At 31.4% G+C, this 26,692-nt stretch carries 26 protein-coding genes; 15 read left to right on the plus strand and 11 right to left on the minus strand.

The features are described from left to right. Positions 1-395 precede the first annotated feature (395 nt). The gene (locus ACJBCC_RS11105) at positions 396-803 is read left to right on the plus strand and encodes a hypothetical protein (RefSeq protein ID WP_299100351.1); all 408 of its coding nucleotides are present in this window, start codon (positions 396-398) and stop codon (positions 801-803) included. On the opposite strand, the gene ACJBCC_RS11110 is transcribed toward ACJBCC_RS11105, so the two are convergent. From ACJBCC_RS11110 to tsaD, 8 genes are all read right to left on the minus strand, one after another. Beyond that, positions 775-1,971, minus strand: coding sequence for a class I SAM-dependent methyltransferase (locus ACJBCC_RS11110; RefSeq protein WP_299100349.1), 1,197 nt, complete (start codon positions 1,969-1,971; stop codon positions 775-777). The two genes, ACJBCC_RS11105 and ACJBCC_RS11110, sit on opposite strands and share 29 nt — an antisense overlap. Positions 1,972-1,977: 6 nt before the next feature. Continuing rightward, the gene (locus ACJBCC_RS11115) at positions 1,978-3,066 is read right to left on the minus strand and encodes an AI-2E family transporter (RefSeq protein ID WP_299100347.1); all 1,089 of its coding nucleotides are present in this window, start codon (positions 3,064-3,066) and stop codon (positions 1,978-1,980) included. Between the two features lie 48 nt (positions 3,067-3,114). Continuing rightward, positions 3,115-3,618: a TrmH family RNA methyltransferase gene (locus ACJBCC_RS11120; RefSeq protein ID WP_299100345.1), complete on the minus strand. Its 504-nt coding sequence runs from the start codon at positions 3,616-3,618 to the stop codon at positions 3,115-3,117. 219 nt (positions 3,619-3,837) lie between these two features. Further along, positions 3,838-4,170, minus strand: a complete 333-nt coding sequence (locus ACJBCC_RS11125) for a hypothetical protein (RefSeq protein ID WP_299100343.1) — start codon at positions 4,168-4,170, stop codon at positions 3,838-3,840. A 38-nt stretch (positions 4,171-4,208) separates the two neighbouring features. Beyond that, complete coding sequence (locus tag ACJBCC_RS11130) at positions 4,209-4,850, minus strand: DUF4159 domain-containing protein (protein ID WP_299100341.1); 642 nt, start codon at positions 4,848-4,850, stop codon at positions 4,209-4,211. An 11-nt stretch (positions 4,851-4,861) separates the two neighbouring features. Then, positions 4,862-5,566 carry a 16S rRNA (uracil(1498)-N(3))-methyltransferase gene (locus tag ACJBCC_RS11135; RefSeq protein WP_299100339.1) on the minus strand — a complete coding sequence of 235 codons (705 nt, stop codon included), beginning with the start codon at positions 5,564-5,566 and terminating at the stop codon, positions 4,862-4,864. Next, positions 5,566-6,198: a peptidylprolyl isomerase gene (locus ACJBCC_RS11140; RefSeq protein WP_299100337.1), complete on the minus strand. Its 633-nt coding sequence runs from the start codon at positions 6,196-6,198 to the stop codon at positions 5,566-5,568. The genes ACJBCC_RS11135 and ACJBCC_RS11140 overlap by 1 nt, the downstream gene beginning before the upstream one ends. 560 nt (positions 6,199-6,758) lie before the next feature. Further along, positions 6,759-7,781: a tRNA (adenosine(37)-N6)-threonylcarbamoyltransferase complex transferase subunit TsaD gene (tsaD, locus tag ACJBCC_RS11145; protein WP_299100335.1), complete on the minus strand. Its 1,023-nt coding sequence runs from the start codon at positions 7,779-7,781 to the stop codon at positions 6,759-6,761. Between the two features lie 162 nt (positions 7,782-7,943). On the opposite strand from tsaD, the gene ACJBCC_RS11150 reads away from it, so the two are divergent. The 6 genes from ACJBCC_RS11150 (at position 7,944) to ACJBCC_RS11175 (ending at position 16,100) form a co-directional block, all read left to right on the plus strand. Next, positions 7,944-12,356, plus strand: a complete 4,413-nt coding sequence (locus ACJBCC_RS11150; RefSeq protein ID WP_407557210.1) for a translocation/assembly module TamB domain-containing protein — start codon at positions 7,944-7,946, stop codon at positions 12,354-12,356. A 136-nt stretch (positions 12,357-12,492) separates the two neighbouring features. Then, a complete protein-coding gene (gene pfkA / locus ACJBCC_RS11155; protein ID WP_299100333.1) occupies positions 12,493-13,479 on the plus strand; it encodes a 6-phosphofructokinase in 987 nt (328 codons plus the stop codon). Positions 13,480-13,510: 31 nt separating this feature from the next. Further along, positions 13,511-14,512, plus strand: coding sequence for a type I glyceraldehyde-3-phosphate dehydrogenase (gap, locus tag ACJBCC_RS11160; RefSeq protein ID WP_299100328.1), 1,002 nt, complete (start codon positions 13,511-13,513; stop codon positions 14,510-14,512). Positions 14,513-14,590: 78 nt separating this feature from the next. Further along, positions 14,591-15,454, plus strand: a complete 864-nt coding sequence (locus ACJBCC_RS11165; RefSeq protein ID WP_299100326.1) for an N-acetylglucosamine kinase — start codon at positions 14,591-14,593, stop codon at positions 15,452-15,454. Between the two features lies 1 nt (position 15,455). Further along, entirely contained in the window at positions 15,456-15,818 is a 363-nt protein-coding gene (locus ACJBCC_RS11170; protein ID WP_299100324.1) for a methylglyoxal synthase, read from the plus strand. Between the two features lie 96 nt (positions 15,819-15,914). Next, complete coding sequence (locus tag ACJBCC_RS11175) at positions 15,915-16,100, plus strand: hypothetical protein (RefSeq protein WP_407557211.1); 186 nt, start codon at positions 15,915-15,917, stop codon at positions 16,098-16,100. Positions 16,101-16,159: 59 nt separating this feature from the next. Here the strand turns inward: ACJBCC_RS11175 and ACJBCC_RS11180 are convergent, their stop codons facing one another. Both ACJBCC_RS11180 and ACJBCC_RS11185 read right to left on the minus strand, forming a co-directional pair. Beyond that, positions 16,160-17,470 (minus strand): nitrate/nitrite transporter, encoded by a 1,311-nt coding sequence (locus ACJBCC_RS11180; protein WP_407557212.1) that lies wholly within the window; start codon positions 17,468-17,470, stop codon positions 16,160-16,162. Beyond that, entirely contained in the window at positions 17,433-19,061 is a 1,629-nt protein-coding gene (locus ACJBCC_RS11185) for an acyl-CoA carboxylase subunit beta (protein ID WP_407557213.1), read from the minus strand. The genes ACJBCC_RS11180 and ACJBCC_RS11185 overlap by 38 nt, the downstream gene beginning before the upstream one ends. A gap of 148 nt (positions 19,062-19,209) precedes the next feature. Between ACJBCC_RS11185 and ACJBCC_RS11190 the strand changes: the two genes are divergently transcribed. From ACJBCC_RS11190 to ettA, 6 genes are all read left to right on the plus strand, one after another. Beyond that, positions 19,210-19,566, plus strand: a complete 357-nt coding sequence (locus ACJBCC_RS11190; RefSeq protein ID WP_299100318.1) for a DoxX family protein — start codon at positions 19,210-19,212, stop codon at positions 19,564-19,566. A gap of 1 nt (position 19,567) precedes the next feature. Then, complete coding sequence (locus tag ACJBCC_RS11195; RefSeq protein WP_407557214.1) at positions 19,568-20,098, plus strand: NADPH-dependent FMN reductase; 531 nt, start codon at positions 19,568-19,570, stop codon at positions 20,096-20,098. A 42-nt stretch (positions 20,099-20,140) separates the two neighbouring features. Beyond that, positions 20,141-20,578 carry a MarR family winged helix-turn-helix transcriptional regulator gene (locus ACJBCC_RS11200; RefSeq protein ID WP_407557215.1) on the plus strand — a complete coding sequence of 146 codons (438 nt, stop codon included), beginning with the start codon at positions 20,141-20,143 and terminating at the stop codon, positions 20,576-20,578. Beyond that, positions 20,575-21,300 carry a pirin family protein gene (locus ACJBCC_RS11205; protein ID WP_407557216.1) on the plus strand — a complete coding sequence of 242 codons (726 nt, stop codon included), beginning with the start codon at positions 20,575-20,577 and terminating at the stop codon, positions 21,298-21,300. Before ACJBCC_RS11200 ends, ACJBCC_RS11205 begins: the two co-directional genes overlap by 4 nt. A 111-nt stretch (positions 21,301-21,411) precedes the next feature. Then, positions 21,412-21,594, plus strand: a complete 183-nt coding sequence (locus tag ACJBCC_RS11210) for a CAL67264 family membrane protein (RefSeq protein ID WP_173281019.1) — start codon at positions 21,412-21,414, stop codon at positions 21,592-21,594. A 52-nt stretch (positions 21,595-21,646) separates the two neighbouring features. Beyond that, entirely contained in the window at positions 21,647-23,338 is a 1,692-nt protein-coding gene (gene ettA, locus ACJBCC_RS11215; protein WP_407557217.1) for an energy-dependent translational throttle protein EttA, read from the plus strand. 112 nt (positions 23,339-23,450) lie between these two features. Here ettA and ACJBCC_RS11220 read toward each other — a convergent pair whose 3' ends face one another. After that, positions 23,451-23,669 carry a hypothetical protein gene (locus ACJBCC_RS11220; protein ID WP_299100310.1) on the minus strand — a complete coding sequence of 73 codons (219 nt, stop codon included), beginning with the start codon at positions 23,667-23,669 and terminating at the stop codon, positions 23,451-23,453. A gap of 416 nt (positions 23,670-24,085) precedes the next feature. Here ACJBCC_RS11220 and ACJBCC_RS11225 point away from each other — a divergent pair, with 416 nt between their 5' ends. Beyond that, complete coding sequence (locus ACJBCC_RS11225; RefSeq protein ID WP_299100309.1) at positions 24,086-25,432, plus strand: microtubule-binding protein; 1,347 nt, start codon at positions 24,086-24,088, stop codon at positions 25,430-25,432. 150 nt (positions 25,433-25,582) lie between these two features. Beyond that, a complete protein-coding gene (locus tag ACJBCC_RS11230) occupies positions 25,583-26,626 on the plus strand; it encodes a hypothetical protein (RefSeq protein WP_407557218.1) in 1,044 nt (347 codons plus the stop codon). Positions 26,627-26,692 lie beyond the last annotated feature (66 nt).

Consider the following 26,692-nt stretch of genomic DNA (forward strand, 5'->3'; position numbering starts at 1 on the left):
AGATAACAGTTCATTTTAAAGTAAACAAAATTTTTGTAGGGTTTTTATTAAAATTTTTTCCCTCGTGTTTTTAAGACAAATTAAATCATCAAAAATTGGTAAAATTACCTGATATTTTTTCTGAAATTTGAACTATCTGGTTAACCAATTAGATAGAATTTGTTAGAAAACTCTAATATATAACCTATTAGAAGTATGTAATTGAGTACGTTTTTATAGGATGGAACGGTATTTCATCGTCAAAAAGGACATTTATTGATTAATTTATGGTAAAAAATGTGCATTTCATCGAAAAAAAATAACTTTTTGTCGGTAATATGTAAATCGTTTTATATGTTTGCTGTCCCAAATTAAGTGAAATAATCTCAAAGGCTTATTTCAAAAATTTTTAGAAAATGAAAAACCTACTAAAGTTATCGGCCATTTTTGGTCTAATCTTATTGACTAGTGCATGCACTGAAACAACGGATGATCTTGTTGTTGAAAATCAATCTACTACTTTAAATCCTCCATGTAATGAAGAAGACCCAAAAACTAGGGTTGTAAATAATGGAACAGTAGCTTTTAATCTTGAAGTATTTCTTACAGACGGAACTACTGTTGTAAGTATTTTGAACATTCCTCCAAATTCTACAACATCTTGGGCTACTTTTTCTGAAGCTGAAGTTATGTTTTCTTTAAAAGGATCTGATCAAAACGTTTCTGATGACAAAGTTCTTATACAAATGGATAATTGTATGGCGTATGAAATTGAAGTAGATATCAATAACGAAATTATTTCATATACTCCGACTGTACTTTAGAACAAAGAATAATAATTTTTTTGTTTAAAAGATCAGTTGTGAAGAAGAGATAGGTGTTTCCTCCATCTTTTACATTAAACTTTTTCCTAATTTCAGATACTGAAATCGGAAAATTTCTAATTGTAATATTTGCTTTGGATATATTTTCTTTTTTGAACAATTTCTTATTATACGGAATTATATTCACTATTTTAAACTGTCTACCTGGAAATTCCATAAGTACATCAGAAGTATATAAATGTGTATGCTGATGCAATTTGTCGATTTTTAGTAACGTACTAATAGAGTTAAATCCGCCTGATTTTAATACCGCAGAGTTAGGTTCATAAAGATATTTTAAGGGCTTGCTGTATGTAGCAATAGCCCTTTGTTCTTCATTAAATATGTAATTAAAACTTTGGGTAGAATTATTTTTTAAATTAGAGGTTATTATTTTTACCTGTGCGCTATAATTCTTCTCTAATATCCATAAAAGTTCTTTAACTTCATTATTATTAGCCACAACATGGATTTCTTTTACATTGTGTAAATCATTAAGAGTAGCGGTTAAATCTAATAATGGAGAGGTTTTAATCATTACATTATTAGTGTATTTAAAGAGTAAATCTCTATGTTCTTTTATGTTAGGTTCGCAATCGGCTAACAAAAATACTTTTTTCTTTAAGGCATCTCTACGGGAAGGGTCTAAATAGATCCAATCAAAATTTTCATTTAATTGTTCTAAAACTTTTGTACCATCCTCATTAAGACATTTTGCATTCTTAATATTTAAGACATTAAAATTATGTTTAACAATTTGCGAAAGCGATTCGTTAATCTCACAATGTATTACGCTATCAAGTTTTTTAGCAAAGTGATAAATGTCTACACCAAACCCTCCAGTTAAATCAATTAACTTTTTTCCAGAAACTAAAATTGCTTTGTGTTTGGCAGTAACTTCAGAAGAGGTTTGTTCAATATTAAGTTTATTAGGATAATATATATTATCACAATTAAACCATGTAGGTAGTTTTTTCTGGCAACGTTTTTTAGCTTCAATTTGCTCAATGACTGTTTTTTGATCTATTGTGTTAAAAGGAATGCCTTTTAGCAACAATTTAGAAATATCAGAATTTAAATTTAAAGATATAAATTCCTGAATTTCTTTATTTAGAATCGCTTTTTTCAAAATAATCTAAATTCCTTTTGTCAATTTTTTCACAATGTTGTAATCAGATAAAAATTCTTTTAATATAACTTTTATCGCAGTGTAGGTTGGTACCGCTACAATCATTCCTACAATACCAAATAAAATACCAGCTATAATTATTACTAAGAAGATCTCTAGTGGATGTGATTTTACACTTTTTGAAAAGATATAAGGCTGACTAAAAAAATTATCTACGAGTTGCGCAATGATGAAACCGATCATTACATATGTTGTTTTAGGTAATATAACATCACTAAAACTTTCTCCTAAATTACTAGACATGCTTAACAGTAACATTAAAAAGCCACTCACTAAAGGACCTACATAAGGTACTAAATTTAGAAGCGCACACAAAAACGCAATAACTATTGCGTTATCTATTCCAAAAATTAATAGAATTATAGTATAGATAATAAACAAGATTAATATTTGAAATATGAGACCTACAAAATAGCGAGATAGCAAATCTTTAATTGCGTTAATTGATCTTTTTGATCGTTGTTCATTGCCACTTGGCACAAATGTCATTATACCATCTTCAAATAATTTACTGTCTTTTAAAAAGAAAAATGAAATAAAAAGTACTGAAAACAAACCAATACTAAAACTTCCTAAACCACTAATAAATGAATTTAAAAAGTTTGGTATCAAGGCAAAATCTAGTTTAGATAATAAGTTAGAATCTTTTATTGATTGTTCTACATCAATATTATTAAACTCAAAATATGTTACAATTTGATCGTATAGATCTTCAATATTAATTTGTAGTTGATTAATGTTTAGCAAAGATAAATTATGGCCTTGTTCCACAATTAAAGGAATAAACAAGCCTACCAAACCAATTAAAAGTCCTAATAACAATACCATGGTTACAATAACAGCTGCGGTATTATTAAATTTTAATTTTCTTCTGAGAAACAAAATTATTGGCCGTCCAATAAGTGATATTACGGCTGCAACAGCAATGTAAACTATTACAGATTGAATTTTAAACAGAAAAAAAAGGACTAATACAATTGCTAAAATAATACCTAAGGCTCTAATTATACCATTGGCTATAGTTTTGGAGTTCATTTCTTTTAATTTACTCAAAGATGCTGAAATAATTTCAGCAAGACAAATTTAGGAATTAAGTTGTTTAGTAATCTCAAAAAGAGCAATGCTAGTGGCTTGTACGACATTCATACTACTATTATTTCCATACATATTAATATGAACGACTGCATCTACAAGGTTTAATAAAGTTTCAGAAACACCAAAATTCTCATCACCTAAAATTAAAGCAATAGGTTGATTAGTTAGTAGTTTAAAGCTTGATAAAGCTTCACTATTTTCTGCAATTTCTAATGCTATTAAAAAATAACCGCTTGCTTTTAGGCTTTGTATTTGTTCTTCAATTGAATCATTAAAACTATAATTCACATATTTTTCAGTAGATCGAGACGTTTTTGTCATACGTCTTCCCAATTGAATGTTCTTACCGCAAAAAATAAGTTCTTCAATACCAAATGCATCAGCAACTCTAAATAGACTGCCAATATTAGGTGCGTTTGTAACGTTATCACAGATCACTTTAATGGCGTGTTGTTGCTTTTTGAAATTAGAATTGTAATGGTTGAGTTGCATTTTATAATTTAATTTTTTACAACTACATGTTACAATTATAATAACTGCAAGGAATAGCTAAATGTGTTGGAATTCTCATCATACAAGAGTAATCTACATGAAAACTATTAACACCAATTGTATAAGTGTGATTATTAATCGATTTCATTGATTGAAAGGTAAAAGCGATAACTAAAAATGAAGCTATAATTCTATATTTGATTGAATATGTCTTCATTTTTATTTTACTAACGTGCCATTAAATGCACTCGATTTCTTTTTCATTTCTATCCAAAAATAAAGCGGAATTGCTCCAGTTAAAGTCGAAACCCAACCAAATTCCCAAAGAAAAAATGTGGCAATTGCAGAAAGCATAAATCCAACGAATACAAGCATATAATTATCATCTGCATACAATCTATTAATATGCTTTTTTGTAAAATAACCACAATGTTTGCAGCGATGATTAAATTCATTTTTACCCATTTCCATTAATAAACCGTATCTATCAGAAGCTTTGGTTTTAATATAATTATCTTTTTTGCAAGATGCACAACGATAGGTAAGTTTCATAAAAATTTACTTTTAATCTTCAAGATATAAATATGCTATTAATTCTCAAAAGCATATTTAATAATATTGGCACCCATTTTCAATGCTTTTTCTCTTACATCTTCTGGATCATTGTGCACTTCTTGGTCTTCCCATCCATCACCTAAATCACTTTCAAAAGTAAATAACAAAACTAGTCTACTATCATTAAAAATCCCATAAGCTTGTGGTGCTTTGCCATCGTGTTCGTGAATTTTTGGTAAACCATTGCTAAACTCGTAAGCAGAACTGAAAATTGCGTGATCTTTAGGGATCTCTATCAATTCGTTATTTGGAAATACTTTTTTTAATTCTTTAGTAATATATGGTTCCATTCCGTAATTATCATCAATATGAAGAAATCCACCAGAAATTAGATAATTTCTTAAGTTTTCTGCATCGTCATCACTAAAGAATACATTACCATGACCCGTCATATGCAAAAAAGGAAATTGAAATATATCTGTGCTTCCTGCTTCAACAGTTTGTACACTTTCATTAATATCTGTATCAATATTATCGTTGCAATACTTTACCAAATTAGGCAATGCTGTTGGGTTACTGTACCAATCTCCACCACCTTTATATTTAAGGATTGCAACATCTTGTGCAGAAAGAAAAACGGCAAAAAGCGTAAATAAAATTGTAAAAATAGTTTTCATCAACCTAAAGGTTATTCATTTAAAAAAGCAACAGAATGACAGGCTGCGATTGCTGCGGTTTCTGTTCTTAAGCGTGTGTTACCCAAAGTTACTGCAATAAAGTTATGCTGCAAAGCCATTTCAATTTCTTTAACGCTAAAGTCACCTTCTGGACCGATTAAAATAGTGCAATCCGTAATTGGTTTTAAAACAGATTTTAAAGATTTCTTATCAGTTTCCTCACAATGTGCAATAAAAATCTGATCATTGAACGCTTTATTTACGTAGTTTTTGAAACTTATTGGTTCATTTAATTTTGGTAAATAGCATTGTAAAGATTGTTTCATTGCAGACTGAATGATTTTTTCAAAGCGTTCAGTTTTTACCACTTTACGTTCACTATGATCACAAATGATGGGTGTAATGCTGTCTATTCCAATTTCGGTTGCTTTTTCTAAAAACCACTCATAGCGATCGTTCATTTTTGTTGGAGCAACAGCTAAATGTAATTTGTAATTTTTTTCTGGTTGTAATTGCTTGGATGTAATAGATACCGCGCAATTTTTCTGCTCTGCTATTGTGATTTCTGCAGTAAAAAGCCAACCCTTACCGTTGGTAATGTTTAGAGTATCACCAACTTTTTTTCGTAATACTTTAGCAATATGCCTACTTTCTTCTTTATCAAATTTAAAGCTAGAATCGTTTTTAGTTATATTAGGATTGTAGAATAATTGCATTAATCGATATCTTCAGAAAATTTTAAAACAGTAATTTCTTCAATTGGTGTTTCAACTTCAGTTTTAATGACCAAATAATATTTTTTACTTTCAGGGTCATCAACTAGAAAAATGTCATTCAATTTGTGCGTCTCATTAAAAGCGACATCATCAAAAGCGGTAGACATGTCGCCAGCTTTTATCCAGCCAGTATCGCCACCCATTTTTGCTGTAGGTCCTGTGGAATAATGTTTTGCTAGGTCTTTAAATTTATAACCTTGTTTGTATTGACTTATTACTTTTTCGCGGTTTATTTTTGCGTCCTCTTCACTGGTTTTGGCAGCATCAAATACAATTATGTTGAATTTTGAATAATTTACTTCAGACTTATCAATAACCTTATAGTAGGTTTTTTTGAAATCGGTTCTTGTTACTTTTTTACCACCTTTAGACAACTTGAAAAGATCATCAGCTAATCTAGTTTTGTGCTTGGCTTTATTAAATGTAAAAATTTTGCCTTGTTTTGGTTTATTCTCTTTTAAAAATGTGGAGGCTTCTTCCGACGTAGAAATTGAATCTAGTTGTTGCTCTAAAGTGCCTTGAGAAAACGCAAAGATTGGAATTAGCAGAAGTAATAATAAAAAATGTTTCATGTTTTAATTATAATTTTGATTTAGGATAATACAAAGCAACTAAATTTTCAGCTAGATAAAAAGGAAAGGTAGAAAGGATGTTAACAGATGTTTTAACAATTTTTGATCAGTTCCGTGCTTTTAATTTTAAAGATATACTAGTACTGAATACAATATTGATGATTAAAATGAATTGAGTGAGTAAAAAAAGTATGCCCATTCCTATTAGAAATAACTTCAAATTTTGGCTATCATCAAATAATGGAAATTCAGATTCTACATTGTTATTTAAAATAAAATAACCGATAAAAAATAACGGAACAATAGTAATAGAAATTATAGAATGTGTTTTTGTAAGCCAACTAATTAATGCTATTTTTTTGATAGAAATAAGGGTGTAAATAATACTTGTCGCGGTATACACTAAAGCAAGTAATAATGATAAATGTGAGTTGAGAATAACATAATAGGTGTCGTAAATATTTACATCAATTAATGTGTTTTTAAATATAAAAAAGTAAAAACTAAGTAGAAAGAAGAAAAATGAAATTAGCCAGAAATAAAGTGTTATTCTTTTCATTTTATATCTTTAATCGAGCAGTAGCCATGACATCAAAATTTGAAAAGTCCTTTTGTAAATATTTCAAATAACCAACTATAGCAATCATTGCGGCATTGTCTGTGGTGTATTCAAACTTTGGTACATAGCTTGTCCATCCAAAATTTTGTTCTGCATCTTTTAGAGCTTTTCTAATACCAGAGTTAGCAGAAACTCCTCCACCAATAGCAATATGCTTTATTCCTGTTTCTTTAACAGCTAGTTTTAATTTTGACATTAAAATTCCAATTATGGTAAATTGAATTGACGCACAAATATCATTAAGGTTTTCTTCTATAAAATTAGGATTTGTCTTTACTTGGCGCTGCACAAAATATAGGATGTTTGTTTTTAGGCCAGAAAAGCTAAAATTTAACCCATCTACTTTGGGTTTTGTAAATTGAAAAGCTTTTGGGTTACCTAACTGCGCACGTCTATCAATTTCAGGTCCTGCAGGATAACCTAATCCTAAAATCTTCCCGCTTTTATCGTAAGCTTCACCAACAGCATCATCTATAGTTTCTCCAATCACTTCCATATTAAAATGATTGTTCACTTTAACAATTTGCGTGTGGCCACCAGAAATAGTCATTGCTAAAAAGGGGAAAGGTGGTATTTTATGATCTTTTTCCTCAATAAAATGCGCTAAAATATGAGCTTGCATATGGTTAACGTCAATAAGCGGAATATCTAATCCATAAGCCAAAGATTTTGCAAATGAGGTACCAACAAGCAAAGATCCCATTAAACCAGGACCTCTAGTAAATGCTACAGCACTTAATTGGTCTTTATTTATACCTGCTTTTTCTAGTGCTTGATGCACCACAGGAACTATATTTTGCTGATGCGCACGAGACGCTAATTCTGGAACAACACCACCATACTCGGCATGTATTTTTTGATCTGCAACAACATTGCTCAAAATAGTGTTATTGCATAATACAGCAGCAGACGTATCATCGCAAGATGACTCTATTCCTAGGATGTAAATATTTTCTTTTTTCATAGTCGATATTCGGCACAATAATTGTTAATTTTACAAGTTTAAGTCCATTGCTTTAATTACAGCATATTGTAAGTACAAAGGTAAGGAAGATTTCAAACTTTTAAATCGTAAAATTCTATCAAACGGATACTCAAAATAATAGGTAAAATACTAGCAATAATCTTGCTGTTATTTTTCATTTTGTTTTTAGTGTTGTCCATTCCTGCCGTTCAAACACGTTTAGGAAAATATGTTACTACTAGAGTAAACAACGAATTTAAAACCAATATCAATATTGGTAGAGTGGGCATGCAACTTAATGGTGATATTGAGTTGAAAGAAATTTTAATTAGAGACTATAAAAAAGATACTCTAATAAGTGTTGGCGAGCTTAATAGTTCAATTATTAGTTTTAGAAATCTATATAATACCAAACTGAATTTTGGAGATATAGATCTTCAGAATGTTCTATTTAATCACAAAACATATTTAGATGAAGACGAATCTAATTTAGATATTTTCGTGGCTAAGTTTGATAGTGATAATCCAAGATTAGAGCCAAGTGAGTTCTTATTTTCATCTAGTGATGTGTCTATAGAAAACGGAGTTTTTAGATTAGTAAATGAAAATTTAGAAACGCCAAAAGTCTTTGAGTTTACTGAACTTAATGCTAATGCTACTAATTTTCTAATTAATGGTCCCGAAGTCAGTACTCGTATTAATAAATTTAGTTTTAAAGATAGTAGAGGAATTGCCGTTAAAAACTTAATGGCAAATTTTGAATATACACTAGACCATATGACGTTTGGTGACTTAAATATTAAAACTGATCAATCAGAATTAATAGGCGATTTAAGATTCAACTATAAACGAGAAGATTTAAAATATTTTATAGATAAAGTTAATATTGATGCGAGTTTCAGAGATTCAAATATTTCTTTAACCGAATTAAATGCTTTTTTTGACGAGTTTGGTACCAATCAACATGCAAATCTTAATGCAGATTTATCTGGTACATTAAATAATTTAGTAGCCACAAACCTCAATGTTAGTACAACTACAAATACAAGAATTATTGGAGATATTACGTTTCAAAACTTGTTTAGTAGAGAAGATGATAGTTTCGCTTTAAGAGGTACGTTTCAAAACTTAGCATCAAACTATAATGATTTAACAGCACTATTACCAAGACTTTTAGGGAATTCAATACCAAGTGTAATTTCTAAAGTTGGTAATTTTAACATTACAGGAACATCTTACATTACGGCAAAAAGTGTAGAAGCGAATGTAAATATTAATACAGATTTAGGATTAATTAAATCTGATCTACAATTAACTAACATAGACAATATTGATAATGCCAATTATATAGGTAATGTGATATTAGATGAGTTTGATATCGGTAAACTTATCAATGATCCTTTGGTAAAAACCACGAGCTTAAATCTAGATGTGGATGGTAAAGGTTTTACAATTAAGAATTTAAGGACAGATGTAAAAGGAGAAGTTTCAATGCTTCAATATAATGGTTACACTTACCAAGATATTAAGCTCTCGGGAGATTTGGGTAATAATATTTTTAATGGATTACTAAGTGTAGAAGATCTTAACTTACAGCTAGATTTTAATGGCTTAGTAGATTTTTCGCAAGACATCAATAAATTCGATTTTAAAGCTCAAGTTGGTTATGCTAACCTTAATAAATTAAACTTTATAACAAGAGATAATATCTCTGAGTTTAGAGGGCTGGTTACCATGAATGGTACTGGATCAAATTTGGATAATGCAATAGGCGCAATTAATATAAAAAATACAACCTATAAAAACCAAGATGGAAGCTATGTGTTTGAAGATTTTGATATTGTATCTTCATTTAAAGACCAAGTGCGTACACTTACCATTAATTCACCAGACATTATTAGCGGAACGATTAAAGGACAATTCAATATAAAGGATGTTGTTGGTTTAATAGAGAATTCAGTTGGAAGTATTTATACTAATTATGTACCAAACGTTTTAGAAGAAGGTCAATATCTCGATTTTAAATTTAACATTCACTCAAAAATTGCAGCTGTATTTTTTAAGGATCTAACACTAGGAAAAAATACATTTATTGAAGGCAGAATAGAAACTGACGAAAAAGGTTTTGAGTTAGCTTTTAACTCGCCAGAAATTAAATTTAAAGATTATTTTGCAAATAAAATCAATATAAGTATCGATAACAGTAATCCTTTGTATAATACTTATATTGAGATAGATAGTATTGGTACGGGAATTTATAATGCTTCAGAATTTAGCTTGATTAATGTCACAAAACGAGATACGTTATTAGTAAAAACTGAATTTAAAGGAGGTAAGAATAACAGGGATAATTACAACTTAAATCTATTTTATACTATTGATGAATCTAACAAATCTGTAGTTGGTATTAGAAAATCTGATGTGCTTTTTAAAGGGTATGAATGGCTTTTAAATTCAAAGAAAGATTCATTAAATAAAATTCGTTTTGATAGAGGTTTTAAAGCGTTTGATATTTCTCCAATAAAAATTACTCAAGGCAACGAGGAGATTTTAGTATCAGGTAAAATCAATGATTCGCTTAATAAAAATTTTAATGTAGACTTCAAGGACGTACAACTCGTTAAAATTACACCACGTATAGATAGTCTGGCCCTTAAAGGTATTGTAAACGGAAAGCTTCAAGTGATTCAAAATAATGGCGTATATCTTCCAAAATCTAATGTAGAAATAAGTAGTCTTTTTGTTAATGATTTTGACTTAGGTGATCTAAAAGCTAAAATAGAGGGTAATAATTCTTTAACTGATTATAAGGTAGATGTATCGTTAATTAATGATAATATTAAGTCGTTAGGAGCAAAAGGATTCATTGATATAGCAGAAAACAATCCTACAATTAATTTAGATGTCGCCTTTGAAGAGTTTTTATTAGAGCCATTAAATCCCCTAGGCGAAGGTGTAATTAATAATATTAGGGGACTAGTATCAGGAAATGCCAAAGTATCAGGTAGTTTAAATAAACCGAGTATAGATGGCGAATTACTACTCGATAGAGCAGGTATGTCAATCCCTTATCTAAATGTAGATTATGGATTCGATTTTGATTCTAAAGTAGAGCTTAAAGGCCAGCAATTTATATTTAAGAATGTGGCAATGACCGATTCTAAATACTTCTCAAAAGGAAATTTAAATGGTTTTATAGAACATTATAACTTTTCAGATTGGAGATTAGGTTTAAGGTTAAATACAAATAGACTTTTAGTATTAAATACCGAAGAATCTGAAGACGAACTTTATTATGGTACAGGATTTATTTCAGGTACGGCAGAAATAAAAGGGCCTACAGAGCAGTTAGTTATTGAAGTAAATAATGGTAGAACAGAAGCAGGAACAGAATTTTTTATTCCACTTAATGATGCTGAAAGCTTTGGAGACAATTCATATATTCATTTCTTAAGTCCTGAAGAAAAATTAGCCAAGGTTAAAGGTAAAATAGCAGAACAGATTGAAGTTAAGGGACTGATTTTAGATTTTGATCTTAACGTAAATCAAAATGCAACTATAGAAATCGTCATTGATAAAGAAGCTGGCAGTACAATTAAAGGAAAAGGCGAGGGTACATTGAATTTTTATATCAATACAAGCGGAACTTTTAATATGTTCGGTGATTTTACAGTTTACGAAGGTTTTTATAATTTTAAATATGGTGGTTTTGTTGAAAAGAAATTTAAAGTTGAGCAAGGCGGAAACATTGTCTGGCAAGGTGATCCTTTAGGTGCAGAATTAAATTTAAAAGCGGTGTATTCTGGCGATGCCAATCCGTCTGTTTTACTAGATAATCCTATTACTCAGAGTATAGATGTAGAAGTAGAAATTCACTTAACAGGACAATTAGAGCAACCAGTACCAGAATTCGATTTTAGATTTCCTGGTGTGAGTTCTACCGTAAAATCAGAATTAGAATATAGATTATCTTCAAAAGAAGAAAAAGATAACCAAGCCTTAATATTTTTAGCGACAGGAGGCTTCTCAAATGGTATAGAAGGTGCTAATTTTACAGGTACCATCTCAGAACGTTTATCAGGAATCGTAAATAATTTGTTCGGTACTAATAATGGAAACTTAGATGTTGGTATCGATTTAGAATTGGGGCAAGATACACCAGAGTTACAGACCAATTCAACCGTAGGCTTAACACTTCAAACTAAAATAAGCGATAAAATATTAGTTAACGGTAAGGTTGGTGTACCATTTGGTAGTGCTAGTCAAACGGTAATTAGTGGCGATGTACAGATAGACTTTTTATTAAATGAAGATGGTACGTTAAGAGCCAAAGTCTTCAATAGAGAAAACAGTATCGTTAATCTTGTTGATGAAATTGGCTATACCCAAGGTGTTGGTTTGTCATACAATGTAGAATTTGATACGTTTAAAGAATTTCTTCAAATTATATTTTCTGGAAAAAATAGAAAAGAAAAAGCTGTAAAAAGTCAGGAGCCAAAAGACCAAGAAAACAATGATGATTTCCTGCCAGATTTTATGTCAGTGAAAGAAAAAAAGGATAAAACCAAGCCCTAAAATTCACATTTATCTTCATTTTATTAAAATACTTATTAACGAAAACGTTTGAATTGGTTTTTCACTAAATATTTATGACAATAGTCACATAATTCTATGTATTGTTTCTTAATTTTACTGTAAACAAATTATAGAAATGCTACATACAATTAAAAAGATAGGTGTTTTAACATCTGGAGGAGATTCTCCAGGAATGAATGCCGCAATACGATCCGTTGTTAGAGCATGTGCTTTTCATGATATCAAATGCATCGGCATTTATAGAGGTTATGAAGGGATGATTGATGGGGATTTTATTGAAATGGATGCTCGTAGTGTAAAAGGTATCATTAATAAAGGTGGTACAATTTTAAAATCTGCACGTTCAACAGAATTTAGAACAATAGAAGGTAGAACTAAAGCGCACGAACAATTAAAAAAGGCAGAAATAGATGCTTTTGTAGTTATTGGTGGTGATGGAAGTTTTACAGGTGCAATGATATTTAATCAAGAGTTCGATTTTCCTGTAATGGGAATTCCAGGAACAATTGACAATGATATCGTTGGTACATCACATACACTTGGTTACGATACCGCTTTAAATACGGTTGTAGATGCCATTGATAAAATTAGAGATACAGCCAGTTCGCATAATCGATTATTCTTTATTGAAGTAATGGGACGAGATGTTGGGCATATTGCTTTAAACGTTGGTATTGCTGGTGGTGCAGAAGAGATCTTAATTCCTGAAGAAGATTTAGGATTAGACAGACTTGTGGAGTCATTAAGACGAAGTAAAAAATCAGGAAAGTCTTCCAGTATTGTTGTCGTGGCCGAAGGTGATAAAATCGGTAAAAGTGTGTTTGAACTAAAAGATTACGTAGACCAAAATATGGAAGGTTATGATGTAAGAGTTTCTGTTCTTGGACATATGCAACGTGGCGGATCACCATCGTGTTTTGATCGTGTTTTGGCAAGTAGAATGGGAGTGAAAGCCGTAGAAAGTTTAATTACCGGTAAAAGTAATTATATGGTAGGTATTAAAAACGATGTTATGGATTTAACACCGTTTGATCAAGCCGTAAAAGGAAAATCAAAAATTAATATGGAACTTTTAAGAGTTTCGGATATAATGACAATTTAATAAGAACAAAAATTAAAACAAAGATAGAGTAATGGCAAATTTAAAATTAGGAATTAACGGATTCGGTAGAATAGGAAGAATTGTATTTAGAGCAACTGTAAAACGTAATGACGTAGATGTTGTAGCAATTAATGATTTATTGGATGTTGATCACTTAGCGTACTTATTAAAGTATGATTCTGTACACGGAAGATTTGATGGTACAGTAGAAGTAAAAGATGGACAATTAGTAGTAGATGGTAAAACAATCCGTGTAACAGCAGAAAGAGATCCTAAAAATTTAAAGTGGGATGAAGCAGGTGCAACTGTAGTCGCAGAATGTACAGGTATTTTTACAACTTTAGAAACGGCTCAATACCACATTGATGGTGGTGCTAAAAAAGTAGTAATTTCTGCGCCAAGTAAAGATGCACCAATGTTTGTAATGGGAGTAAACGATAGTAAATTACAAGCGAGCGATACAATTGTATCTAATGCATCTTGTACGACAAACTGTTTAGCTCCAATCTCTAAAGTTATTGAAGATAATTTTGGTATTGAAGAAGGTTTAATGACTACAATTCACGCAGCAACCTCTACTCAATTTACAGTAGATGCACCATCACGTAAAAATTACCGTTTAGGACGTTCTGCCATCAATAACATTATTCCAAGTTCTACAGGAGCTGCAAAAGCAGTAGGAAAAGTTATTCCTGAATTAGATGGAAAACTTACAGGTATGGCATTTAGAGTACCAACTGTAGATGTGTCTGTTGTAGATTTAACAGTGAAAACTAAAAAAGCAACATCTTTAGAAGAGATTAAAGCGGCTATGAAAAAAGCAGCTGCAGGTTCTATGGAGGGCGTTTTAGGTTATACTGAAGATGCTGTAGTATCTCAAGATTTTGTAAGTGAGGTTAAAACTAGTGTATTTGATGCTGATGCTTCAATAGAATTAAATTCAACGTTCTTCAAGTTAGTATCTTGGTATGATAATGAGTTTGGTTATTCTAATAAATTAGTTGATTTAGCTCAAAAGGTAAATAGCCTTTAAGACATAATATTAATTCTGAAAATTCCGTAGGATTATGTTCTGTCATAGACTACGGAATTTTTATTTATATACCTTATCATGATTTTAATTACAGATGGTGGTTCTACAAAATGCGATTGGATTGCAATTGATGAAAACGGAAATCAAACCGTAGACAAAATAAGAACCAAAGGATTAAATCCTGCTATTGTTGCAGAAAAGAAGCTTAACAAAATTATTCGAAAGAGTAAAGAGCTGATGTCAATTGCAGATGAAGTAACTCATATTTATTTTTATGGTGCTGGTTGTGGAACAGATAAACCAACACTTTTACTAAAATCGATTTTAGAATATTATTTCAAAAATGCCATAGTAGAAGTTAGAGAAGATACATATGCAGCCGTAAGAGCCTGTATTGATAAAAATGATGAAGCAGCTGTAGTTTGTATTCTAGGAACAGGATCTAACTGTAGTTATTATGATGGTAGAGATTTGCACCAACGCGTATCTAGCTTAGGCTTTATTTTAATGGATGATGCAAGTGGTAATTATTTTGGTAAGCAATTAATTAGAGATTACTATTTTAATAAAATGCCAGACACCATAAGTGTAGCTTTTGCTCATAAACACAATCTTGAAGCTGATTTTATAAAATATAATTTATATAAGCAAACCAATCCTAGTGCTTATTTAGCAGATCATGCTGAATTTATGTTCATTAATAAGGATTCAGAATACATTAGTAAAGTAATTACTACTGGTATTCGCTTGTTTGCAGAAAACATGATACTTCAATATAAAGAAGAATTAAAAGAAGGAATTCCTGTTCATTTTGCTGGTTCTATCGCTTATTTTGGACAAGAAGAAATAAAGCAAGTAGCAGAAGAATTCGGGTTTAAGGTTGGTAACTTTGTAAGACGACCAATTGAGGGATTAGTAGATTATCACGTGAAGAATCTTTAATATGGAAATTGCAATTATTGCGCATGATGGAAAAAAGGCTGAAATGGTTCAGTTTTTAAATCAGCATAGTGAAATTTTAAAACATAAAAATATTACGCTAATTTCTACTGGTACAACAGGAGAGAAGGTAAGTAAAGCTGGCTTGCAAGTTAATGCATTGTTGTCTGGTCCTTTAGGAGGTGATGCACAGATTGCAGCTAGAGTAGCTGAAGGACAGTGCGATATGGTTTTGTTTTTTAGAGACCCATTAGATCGTCATCCACATGAGCCAGATATTTTAATGTTAATGAGATTATGCGATGTGCACAATGTTCCATTGGCTACAAATCCTGCAACAGCAGAATTACTTATAAAAGCGATATAATTTTTAATAACCTGTTAATAAAACTAGGCAAGCCTGTTGTAAAACTTATATTTTGGTTATATCTTTGTACCAATAAACGTAAACGAAACAAAAATTATGTTCGAATTTGATCAATATTTAGGATTTTTAGCTTTTTTAACCATATTAACTATCGGTTTTTGGTTAATGATTTTCCTTTTAACTTTTGTGGTGCCTTACTGGATTTTTGGTTCATCAATTGAGCGTTTAAAAGAAATTAGAGCAGAGAAGAAGGCTAAACGTGAAGGCTTAACGCTAGATTAGTATTTCTTAATTTTATAATAAGAGAGCACAGATTTTATATTTGTGCTCTTTTTTTGTTCCTATTTTTTAGATATTTTATAAAATCTATATGCGGTTAAAAATCCAATAATACTAAATACACTCAAGACTAAAAAGGCATTTTCTAAGCCTGCGGTTTTATTAGGATTGTCAACTAAAATTCCAAACATTGGTCCAGAAAAGATATCTGGTGTATAGCCAATTATAGACACCAATCCTACAGCAGTTCCTGTTACGGCAACGGGAATTTTTGCTTCCGGTAAGGTTGCAAAATATAAAACACGGCAAGAATATACACCAATAGCCATTAAAAGAATATTTATAATAAATAACATTGTTGTGTTATTATCAATAATTCCAAAACTAAATATAAGACTAGAAAAGGTGGTAAGTAAAAACCCAATTATTAACCAAAAAGAAGCTCTGCCTTTGTCCGCCATTAAACCAATAATAACACCAATGACTGGCCTTAAGTAGAGTAAATAAGTGCCAACTTCTGCAGATTTAATGGCGTTATAACGCATTACATCTGTTGCATAAAGTGTAAATAAATCGGTAGCTTTATAACCAGTATAGGCACATAAAATGATAAGCATAAGAAGTCTAACTGTAGGAATTTTTATTAGGCTCTTAAAATTTTTAATGTATAAACTGTTAAAGTCCGATTTTAAATCTGTTACTTCCTCAGTAGAGGTTTTTAGAAAAAAATAGACTATTAGTCCAATAATAGCCACAATAATTGAACAAGTTGTAATGACTTGTTTAAAAGCAAATTGCCTTTCAATTAAAGAAGAATTAGTAATTGTACCTTCAATAAAAAAAGAGAAAACAAAAACACCAAGCGAACCAAAGGTCGCAGCAACTATACCTCTTCCTCCATCTAAATATCCAAAAGCTATACCTTGGTTATTATCGCCTCCCCAAATTCTTGTGGCTTTTATCATTGCAGCCCAAAACAGAAAGATGGTAGTAAATCCCCAATATCCATATAGTAACTTTAAAAATTCGTATTCAGGAAATGTGGCAAAATAGAAACCTCCTAATGCAGTTAAAATCAGCGCAACTGACATTAAGTTTTTAGGTTGAAATTTATCAGCTATTGGTCCGCCAAATAAATAGGAGAAAAGAGCAACTATACCATAGACTGAAAAGCAGTAGCCTAAATCTTCATTATTTATTGAAAAAGTTTCAAGAAATGTCGGTCTAAAAACGCGTTGTAGAACAAAGGGTAAAATAAAAATGGCCTCTGCGGCTAATATCAATAATATTAGGATGTACAGAGGCTGTTTTTTAGATTTAGTTTGTTGCTGCATATTAAACTTGAAGAACTCCCATATTAAAAGGTTTTTCAATAGGAGCGTGGTTAGCAGCTTCTATTCCCATAGAAATCCAAGTTCTTGTGTCTATCGGATCAATTACAGCATCTGTCCATATGCGAGAAGCCGCATAATAAGGCGATACTTGATCATCATATCTTGATTTTATTTTATTAAATAATTCTTCCTCTTTTTCTTTAGTAATTGTTTCACCTTTCTTTTTAAGTGAAGCTGTTTCAATTTGCAATAGTACTTTAGCCGCAGAATTTCCACTCATTACAGCTAACTCTGCGCTTGGCCATGCAGCAATTAGTCTTGGGTCGTACGCTTTTCCACACATCGCGTAATTTCCTGCACCATAGCTATTACCTAAAACAATCGTGAATTTTGGAACCACAGAATTACTGACAGCATTTACCATTTTGGCACCATCTTTAATAATTCCGCTGTGTTCAGATTTGCTTCCAACCATAAAGCCAGTAACATCTTGTAGAAATACTAAAGGAATCTTTTTCTGATTACAATTAGCAATAAATCGTGTTGCTTTATCTGCTGAGTCATTGTAAATAACACCTCCAAATTGCATTTCGCCTTTTTTAGTTTTTACTAGTTTTCTTTGATTAGCAACAATACCAACAGCCCAACCTTCAATTCTGGCGTAAGCCGTAATAATAGTTTTTCCATAATCTTCTTTGTACTCTTCAAATTCAGAATCATCAACTAATCGTTTTATGATGTCTTTCATGTCGTATTGATCAGCTCTGCTTTTTGGAAGTATACCATAAATGTCATTAGGATTTTCCTTAGGTTTTTTTGATGCAGTTCTATTATATCCTGCTTTATCAAAATCTCCAATTTTGTCCACAATGTTCTTAATTTTATCAAGAGCATCTTTGTCGTCTGTAGCTTTATAATCGGTAACACCAGATATTTCACAATGTGTTGTTGCTCCACCAAGAGTTTCATTATCAATAGATTCTCCGATCGCAGCTTTTACTAAATAACTTCCTGCTAAAAAAATACTCGCTGTTTTATCAACAATTATGGCCTCATCACTCATTATTGGTAAATAAGCTCCTCCAGCAACACAACTGCCCATAACAGCAGAAATTTGGGTAATTCCCATACTACTCATCACAGCATTATTCCTGAAAATGCGTCCAAAATGTTCCTTGTCAGGGAAAATTTCATCTTGCATTGGCAAAAAGACACCAGCACTATCTACCAAATAAATGATAGGTAAGTGGTTTTCTATGGCGATTTCTTGTGCACGCAAATTTTTCTTTCCTGTAATAGGAAACCAAGCGCCAGCTTTTACAGTAGCATCATTAGCGACTACAATACATTGTTTACCTTTTACGAATCCCATTTTTACAACAACACCTCCAGATGGACAACCGCCATATTGCTCATACATACCTTCTCCGGCAAATGCACAAATCTCAATAGATTTGGCTTTAGGATCTAATAGATAATCAACACGCTCTCTGGCTGTCATTTTACCTTTAGCATGATGTTTTTCAATACTTTTTTCACCACCACCTAGTTTGACTTTCGCAAATCGCTTTTTTAAGTCAGAAACTAAAAGTTTATTGTGGTCTTCGTTTTGGTTGAATTTGATATCCATTAATACAGATTTGTTTTGTACGAATTTACAAAACGAAACTATTTTTGGAAAGTTAATGTTTTCTAAAAATATATAACATGGTAATATATTCCTAGGAATATAAATAAATTTTATGTTATATTTGCACTCTAACTAAACATATTATAAAATGAAAAAAAATAAAATTATTTATTACGTAGCCACAGGATTGTTAACCTTATTGATGCTGTTTTCTGTAAGCATGTATTTTTTTAAACATGAAGATGTGTCTCAAATGTTCACTAATTTTGGTTATCCAACTTATATTATTTATCCCTACGCTGTGGCTAAACTTTTAGGGCTTTTTGCTATTTGGAACCCTAAATTTAAAGTGATTAAAGAATGGGCTTATGCAGGATTTTTCTTTGCATTTATATTGGCATTTTTCGCGCATTACATGATTGGCGATGGCGAACAAACAGGAGCGCTTATAGCGTTTGTTTTATTGATAGTATCTTATATATTTAACAAAAAAAACCAAAACTAAAATGAAAAATATAATAGCATTTGCAGGTAGTAATAGCACTACTTCAATCAACAAAAAATTAGTTGAGTATACTTCTAGTTTAGTAAAAGAAACTGAAATTAATATTTTAGATTTAAACGATTTTGAGCTACCTATTTACGGAGTAGACTTAGAACAGAGAGAAGGATTTCCTGAAAATGCAAAACGTTTTGCAGAGGCCATAAAAAATTCTGATGGTATTATTCTTTCGTTGGCAGAACATAATGGAGCGTACAGTGCAGTTTTCAAAAACTTATTTGATTGGATTTCTCGCATTGAGCAAAAAACATTTCTAAATAAACCTATGTTATTAATGGCAACATCTCCTGGAGCTAGAGGAGGAGTTACAGTTTTAGAAATCGCAAAAGGTAGATTTCCGTATCATGATGCACAAATTGTAGGTACGTTTTCATTACCTTCTTTTTATGATAATTTTTCTGAAGGTAAAATTACCGATGAGGCATCAAATGCACAATTATTAGAACAGGTCAAAAAATTTGAAGCCACTCTATAAGTTTCTCCTTTAATATTATATTAATTTAATTATTCAGAATATATGGGCGATTTTTCTAAAGATATTAATTCTACGTTTCCGAATCAAAAAGTAAAAGCAATGCTTAATATTTTGTACACGGCTAATTGGATTAATAGTTATCAGGCTGCATTTTTTAAACCTTTTAAAATTTCATCACAGCAGTATAATATATTAAGAATTTTAAAAGGAGCAGGTCAACCTTTAAAAGTACAAACGATAAAGGAACGCATGATTGAAAGATCTCCAAATGCGACGCGGTTAATGGATAAGCTCAGTTCAAAACACTTGATTGAACGTATCGCTTGCCCAAATGATAGACGTGTTGTACATATCAATATTACTGAAGAAGGATTAAATCTGTTAGAAGAGATTTCTAAAGCAGATCGGAAAAATATTTTTCAAAATTTAACTGAAGAAGAAGCATCACAATTAAGTGATTTATTAGATAAAATGAGATGAAAAAGGTAATACATAAAGCAGAGAGTAGAGGATTTGCAGATCATGGATGGTTAAAAGCTAATCACTCCTTTAGTTTTGCAGGTTGGTTTAGTGAAGATAGAATTCATTTTGGCGCTTTAAGAGTGTTAAATGATGATATTGTTGCACCTAAAATGGGATTTGGTACACATCCACACGATAATATGGAAATTATTACCATTCCATTAAAAGGTGTTCTTAAGCATCGTGATAACATGCATAATGATTGGCAAACTGTTGTGCCAGGTGAAGTGCAAGTAATGTCTGCAGGCACTGGGATTCAACACTCTGAAATTAATGGTTCTGTTAATGAGGAATTAGGTTTATTTCAAATATGGATTATTCCAGATGAAAGAAATGTAAAACCGCGTTACGATCAAAAGGTATTTAAAGCTGAAGATAGACAAGGACAACTTCAAACTTTAGTAACCTCATTTAGTGATAAGGACAGTGCAAGTTTAAAAGTTCATCAAGATGTTAAACTATCTAGAATTGATTTGTTAGAAAATAATTCGTTTCAGTATATATTAAAAAGTGAAAATCATGGTGTTTACATCATGAATATAGCAGGAAATAGTAGTATTGAAAATGAAGATTTAAATTCGCGTGATGCTATAGGAATTTCTGAAACGGATAGTTTTAAAATTACAGCAAAATCAAAGAGTGAGTTATTATTCATTGAAGTACCAATGATAAAATTATAGATTTTTAACATGAATAATTATATAAGCATCACAATTTGTGATGCTTTTTTTATTTAAAATACGATATTTGTAATTCAACTAACTAATTTACGAAAATTAAAGATTAAGAATATGGCGATGAATAAAAACACAGTACTAGCTTGGGCAACTTGGATAATGATATTTGTAGGATGTGGTTTAATAGCATTAGGTGCATTTAGATACGATGATGTTGCAGGTTGGGGATTTGCTGCTGTTGGTGGTGGTTTTTTCTGTATATCATGGGTGTTTAATGCCTTGAAAGGCAGAGTTTAATTTGGCCAGAATATCTTTTAACTTTATAACAATAAACTTTTATACTTAAATTATGAGTGACGATAAAAAAGTGATTTTTGCAATGTCTGGTCTTACAAAGACGTTTTCAGGTGCAAATACACCAGTTTTAAAAAATATATATTTAAGCTTCTTCTATGGAGCTAAAATTGGTATTCTTGGTCTTAATGGATCAGGAAAATCTACATTATTAAAAATTATTGCAGGTGTAGATAAAAACTATCAAGGAGATGTTGTTTTTCAACCTGGTTACACAGTAGGTTATTTAGAGCAAGAACCTCAATTAGATGATGATAAAACGGTTATGGAAATCGTGCGAGAAGGTGCTGCAGAAACAGTTGCTATTCTTGATGAATATAATAGTATTAATGATCAGTTTGGTTTAGAAGAAGTCTATAGCGATGCCGATAAAATGGAAAAGCTAATGAATCGACAGGCAGAGTTGCAAGATCAAATTGATGCGGCAGGTGCATGGGAATTAGATACCAAATTAGAAATTGCTATGGATGCGTTACGCACTCCAGATGGCGATAAGAAAATAGGAGTTCTTTCTGGTGGTGAGCGTCGTCGTGTGGCCTTATGTCGTTTATTACTTCAGGAGCCAGATGTCTTGTTATTAGATGAGCCAACCAACCATTTAGATGCGGAGTCTGTACATTGGTTAGAGCATCATTTAGCACAATATAAAGGAACTGTAATTGCGGTAACGCACGATAGATACTTCTTAGATAATGTTGCTGGATGGATTTTAGAATTAGATAGAGGAGAAGGAATTCCTTGGAAAGGAAACTACTCGTCTTGGTTAGATCAAAAGTCTAAACGTATGGCACAAGAAAGTAAAACAGCTTCTAAACGTCAAAAAACATTAGAACGCGAGTTAGACTGGGTACGTCAAGGTGCTAAAGGAAGACAAACTAAGCAAAAGGCACGTTTAAAGAACTATGACAAATTAATGAGTCAGGATCAAAAACAGCTCGATGAAAAGTTAGAAATCTATATTCCAAATGGTCCGCGTTTGGGGACTAATGTAATTGAAGCCGCAGGTGTTGCCAAAGCTTATGATGACAAATTACTATATGACGATTTAAACTTTAATTTACCTCAAGCTGGTATTGTTGGTGTTATTGGACCAAATGGTGCTGGTAAAACGACTATATTCAGAATGATTATGGGAGAGGAAAATCCTGATAAAGGAGAGTTTAAAGTAGGTGAAACGGCCAAGATTGCATATGTTGATCAGAAACACTCTAATATTGATCCGGAAAAAACAATTTGGCAGAACTTTAGTGATGAGCAAGAGTTGGTTATGATGGGAGGAAAGGAAGTAAATTCTAGAGCCTATTTAAGCCGATTTAATTTCTCAGGAGGTGAGCAAAACAAAAAAGTAAAATTACTTTCTGGTGGTGAGCGAAACCGTTTGCATTTAGCTATGACGCTTAAAGAGGAAGGTAATGTTTTACTTTTAGATGAACCTACTAATGATCTAGATGTAAATACATTAAGAGCATTAGAAGAAGGTTTAGAGAATTTTGCAGGTTGTGCTGTTGTTATTAGTCACGATAGATGGTTCTTAGATAGAATATGTACACACATATTAGCATTTGAAGGTGATTCTCAAGTCTATTTCTTTGAAGGAGGCTTTAGTGATTATGAAGAAAATAAGAAGAAACGTTTAGGTGGAGATTTAATGCCAAAACGCATTAAATATAAAAAATTAGTGAGATAATTAGAACTCATTTTAAAATATAAAAAGCCAGCAATTTGCTGGCTTTTTAGTTTTATATTTTTGCGTAATAGACTATAGTTTTCTATTAAGATACGCATCACTTTATATTAATTTAATTATCGCCATAAAGATGTCCACTAGGCCTTTCTTCATTTGAATTTTCGTAGTCCTTGAAGGCGTTGGTTTGCATCAATTTTTTATTTTCAGCTTTAAGTTTATACATTTTAATAATTGCGATTGCAATAAGAACTAGAAAAACCGAAGCCACTAATATGAGTATAATGGTAAGTTGTGTCGTTGTCACAATCAAAGCCTTTGTAAGAAGTTGCATAAACATATATAATGGTTTAGAATTGGGGTTCTAGGATGCTAATATAGAAAAAATCTTATTCTTAAATGCTTAATTTTAAATTATTTACCATTTTATATCAACAATTTCATCGATAAAACGATTGTAAAATCCGATAAACAACTGTGTTTGTTGGTATATTAAGCCTTTTGTGGTAGTGTTTATTATTTAAAAATGAATAAATAAAATAGATAATATAACCACGATAATTAAATTTAAAACAGATTATATCAATAGTATTTTTTTTAGAATAAAGTGTTGCTAAAAAATAATTACGAAAATTGTAACATTTTCAAAATTCAAGCTACCTATATTTTAGTAAGTAAAGTTTTTATAGTCTTAAAAAATTACCGAAATTGTTATCCTTAAATTGTTCAACTTAATAACACTACACAAATATGTCTGATGATTTTGATTTATTAGAAACAAATTCCAACGAAAAAACAGCGAAAGTCGATGTAAATTGGGGAAAGGCCATTGACCAAATGAAGTCTAAATTGGCTCAAGAAGATGATCCTGAAAGTCGTCAGAAAATATTAAATGCAACATTAGATAATGTTGTAGATATGGCTGAAAAAGACAGAACTACCTTATTAGATGCTATAAAAGATTTAACCGATTACCAAGATGAAGTTGGTATTATGTTTGAAGGGTTCTCTGCTTTAAATGCCTCAGAACAAAAAATTATCGACGATTCAATAAAACGTTTAGAACGTGCAAAAGTTGAATTAGAAGATGCAAATGCAAAGCCAGACACATTTTGGAATAACCTTTTTGGTAGAAAAGGAAAAATTCAAAAAGCTGAACAAGAATTAAAAGATGCTCAAAAAGTACGTGATGCTGCGGATAATAAGGCAAAAGCCATGTTTCAACAACGTATTGAAACAGCTGATGTACAAACATTATTAAATGAATTGTCTTTTAAGAGTCAAGCGGCAATTAAGCGTTTAAAAGATAGAGAAATTGAAATAAAAGAAGTTGAAGAAAGTCTTAAAACGGCAATTGTTGAAGCTTCTAACAACCATACAAAAGCGCTTCAAAAGAAAAAAGAAGTAGAAGATAAGCTAGAAACAGAGTATGCTTTATTAAAACAAGCACGTCAAGCTTTAGAAGAAGTTGCAGATAAACAGTCTACTGAATATTCTGATGCGTTAGGTAAGGTAACCACTTTAGAGCAAAAAGTAGAAGAGTTAGAAGGTCTTAAAAATGCTTATACAACCTTAGCAGCTTCAAAAGATAGTTTTGTACACAAACATAATCTAACTATTAAAGTATTAACGTCTTTACGTAGTAATTTACAAACACATAGAGCAAAATTAAAGAGTGATACAGACGAGCGTCTTAAATATTACGATGGTTACGTTGTAGCATTAAAAGCACGTACAGACCAAGAATTTGCGGCTATTTTAGAACACTTAGGTGTTAAAACAGATGAGCATATTGGAGAAACTTTAGCTGCAATGCATACGGCAAGTGCTAAAGCACGTCAAGAAATGATGGACAACATTCCTGTGCACGAAAAAGTGATGCAAGGTGTTTATGGAAGTTATGCTGAAGCGTTGCAAGAAATTAGAGAAAAGGATAAGTCTATCCAGTCTAATTTTGCTGACCGTTACGGAATTGATATGAAAGAGATTTTCGAAGATTATTACGCAGCAGATGGAAATGCACCAGCAAATGATGGCGCAGGTGAACCAGCAGATCCACCAAAGCCAGAAGCTAGTGACGATGACCTTTTAGGATAAAAAATAGTTGTTGGTTTTTAGTATTCAGTTGGTAGAAAATACGAATTGAATACTAAGACCAAACACTATAATTAGATTAATTTTTCAATAATACTTTTCAAATATTGGTGGCTCACTGCAAACTGAATACTGCCAAAACTACCAACCAAAATGATAGTTACACCCTTAGATTCCGCAATATTAGATTCCAAAGAACAGTATGTGTTTTATCACAAAATGATAGATTTCACATTGAAGGAACTTATTTATGCGGTTCAAGAAAAACAATTACTAAACGACCAAGAAGTTCAATTATTTAAGCAATACAGTGATTTGTTGTTGTATTCTATTGAAGCCATGCGTGTAAAATACATGTATGATGATGAGGAAAACATGAAAGTGGATTTAACCGATTCTGGTTTTCCTAATTACCTTGAGTTTAGATATTTATTTAATGATTTAGAATTACGTGAAGAGTATCTGGGCAAACTTACGGATGTAGAAACGCTAAAAGAAGAATTTTTAGATACTTTAATGCGGAAAAAAGAGCCCATTGCTAAGCGCAAACTCTTTCAAGCATCATCTATAGTATACTACACGTCTGCTAAGAAAGAATATATTTTTAATCGTTTTGTACAAGGTAAAATTATGAAAGCTACTGAAAATTCTGAAGAAGAGTATTTGGTAAGTTGGAGCTTTTATGATGTAACACATAACAGACCATACATTTGCTATATGTATTTTAATTACGATGGTAAAAATGTACAAGACTATAAGGATGAAATATATTCAGTTCTAAAAAATGCAGCTGATCGTGATATGAATTTAGATACCATGGCTTATGCTATAGATAAGCGTTTGCCAAAAGTATTTCCTAAACGTATAAGACGTATCGATTTAGGACCAATTCATAATGTGTTCGCTAAAGATGAAAACAAAGTGACACATGCAATTTTACAAAGTATAGCTAGTAAGGAAGTGCCATTAGAATCTTATGCAATTTCATTTAAAATAGACGAATTAAAATCGGGTAGCGAATTTAGAGAAGGTAGTTTTTTTAGCAAACAAACCTTTCAACGTTGGGATGCTATTTTTAGACAACGCTACGTATTTGCGCCACATAGAATTATACAATTACTTTATAATAAAACACCAGAGATTATGAATAAGTTGGCGATGTCGCCTATTCAAATTTCGGAGTTAGAAATGAAATAAGTTTACAGTCGCATATAAAAAAAATACAGTCCCAGTCGCAGTTTTCAGTATTGCGGAAAATGTAAA

The sequence above is a fragment of the Winogradskyella sp. 4-2091 genome (genome assembly GCF_045765065.1).
Classification (GTDB): domain Bacteria; phylum Bacteroidota; class Bacteroidia; order Flavobacteriales; family Flavobacteriaceae; genus Winogradskyella.

Coding starts and splice junctions, on each gene's coding strand:
- ACJBCC_RS11135 (WP_299100339.1), bottom strand. CDS start 5,566: ATGCAATTATTCTACAATCCTAATATAACTAAAAACGATTCTAGCTTT.
- ACJBCC_RS11175 (WP_407557211.1), top strand. CDS start 15,915: ATGTTCGAATTTGATCAATATTTAGGATTTTTAGCTTTTTTAACCATA.
- ACJBCC_RS11170 (WP_299100324.1), top strand. CDS start 15,456: ATGGAAATTGCAATTATTGCGCATGATGGAAAAAAGGCTGAAATGGTT.
- ACJBCC_RS11120 (WP_299100345.1), bottom strand. CDS start 3,618: ATGCAACTCAACCATTACAATTCTAATTTCAAAAAGCAACAACACGCC.
- pfkA (WP_299100333.1), top strand. CDS start 12,493: ATGCTACATACAATTAAAAAGATAGGTGTTTTAACATCTGGAGGAGAT.
- ACJBCC_RS11210 (WP_173281019.1), top strand. CDS start 21,412: ATGGCGATGAATAAAAACACAGTACTAGCTTGGGCAACTTGGATAATG.
- ACJBCC_RS11115 (WP_299100347.1), bottom strand. CDS start 3,066: ATGAACTCCAAAACTATAGCCAATGGTATAATTAGAGCCTTAGGTATT.
- ACJBCC_RS11165 (WP_299100326.1), top strand. CDS start 14,591: ATGATTTTAATTACAGATGGTGGTTCTACAAAATGCGATTGGATTGCA.
- ACJBCC_RS11105 (WP_299100351.1), top strand. CDS start 396: ATGAAAAACCTACTAAAGTTATCGGCCATTTTTGGTCTAATCTTATTG.
- ACJBCC_RS11230 (WP_407557218.1), top strand. CDS start 25,583: ATGATAGTTACACCCTTAGATTCCGCAATATTAGATTCCAAAGAACAG.
- ACJBCC_RS11195 (WP_407557214.1), top strand. CDS start 19,568: ATGAAAAATATAATAGCATTTGCAGGTAGTAATAGCACTACTTCAATC.
- ettA (WP_407557217.1), top strand. CDS start 21,647: ATGAGTGACGATAAAAAAGTGATTTTTGCAATGTCTGGTCTTACAAAG.
- gap (WP_299100328.1), top strand. CDS start 13,511: ATGGCAAATTTAAAATTAGGAATTAACGGATTCGGTAGAATAGGAAGA.
- ACJBCC_RS11200 (WP_407557215.1), top strand. CDS start 20,141: ATGGGCGATTTTTCTAAAGATATTAATTCTACGTTTCCGAATCAAAAA.
- ACJBCC_RS11130 (WP_299100341.1), bottom strand. CDS start 4,850: ATGAAAACTATTTTTACAATTTTATTTACGCTTTTTGCCGTTTTTCTT.
- ACJBCC_RS11125 (WP_299100343.1), bottom strand. CDS start 4,170: ATGAAACTTACCTATCGTTGTGCATCTTGCAAAAAAGATAATTATATT.
- ACJBCC_RS11205 (WP_407557216.1), top strand. CDS start 20,575: ATGAAAAAGGTAATACATAAAGCAGAGAGTAGAGGATTTGCAGATCAT.
- ACJBCC_RS11140 (WP_299100337.1), bottom strand. CDS start 6,198: ATGAAACATTTTTTATTATTACTTCTGCTAATTCCAATCTTTGCGTTT.
- ACJBCC_RS11190 (WP_299100318.1), top strand. CDS start 19,210: ATGAAAAAAAATAAAATTATTTATTACGTAGCCACAGGATTGTTAACC.
- tsaD (WP_299100335.1), bottom strand. CDS start 7,781: ATGAAAAAAGAAAATATTTACATCCTAGGAATAGAGTCATCTTGCGAT.
- ACJBCC_RS11185 (WP_407557213.1), bottom strand. CDS start 19,061: ATGGATATCAAATTCAACCAAAACGAAGACCACAATAAACTTTTAGTT.
- ACJBCC_RS11225 (WP_299100309.1), top strand. CDS start 24,086: ATGTCTGATGATTTTGATTTATTAGAAACAAATTCCAACGAAAAAACA.
- ACJBCC_RS11220 (WP_299100310.1), bottom strand. CDS start 23,669: ATGCAACTTCTTACAAAGGCTTTGATTGTGACAACGACACAACTTACC.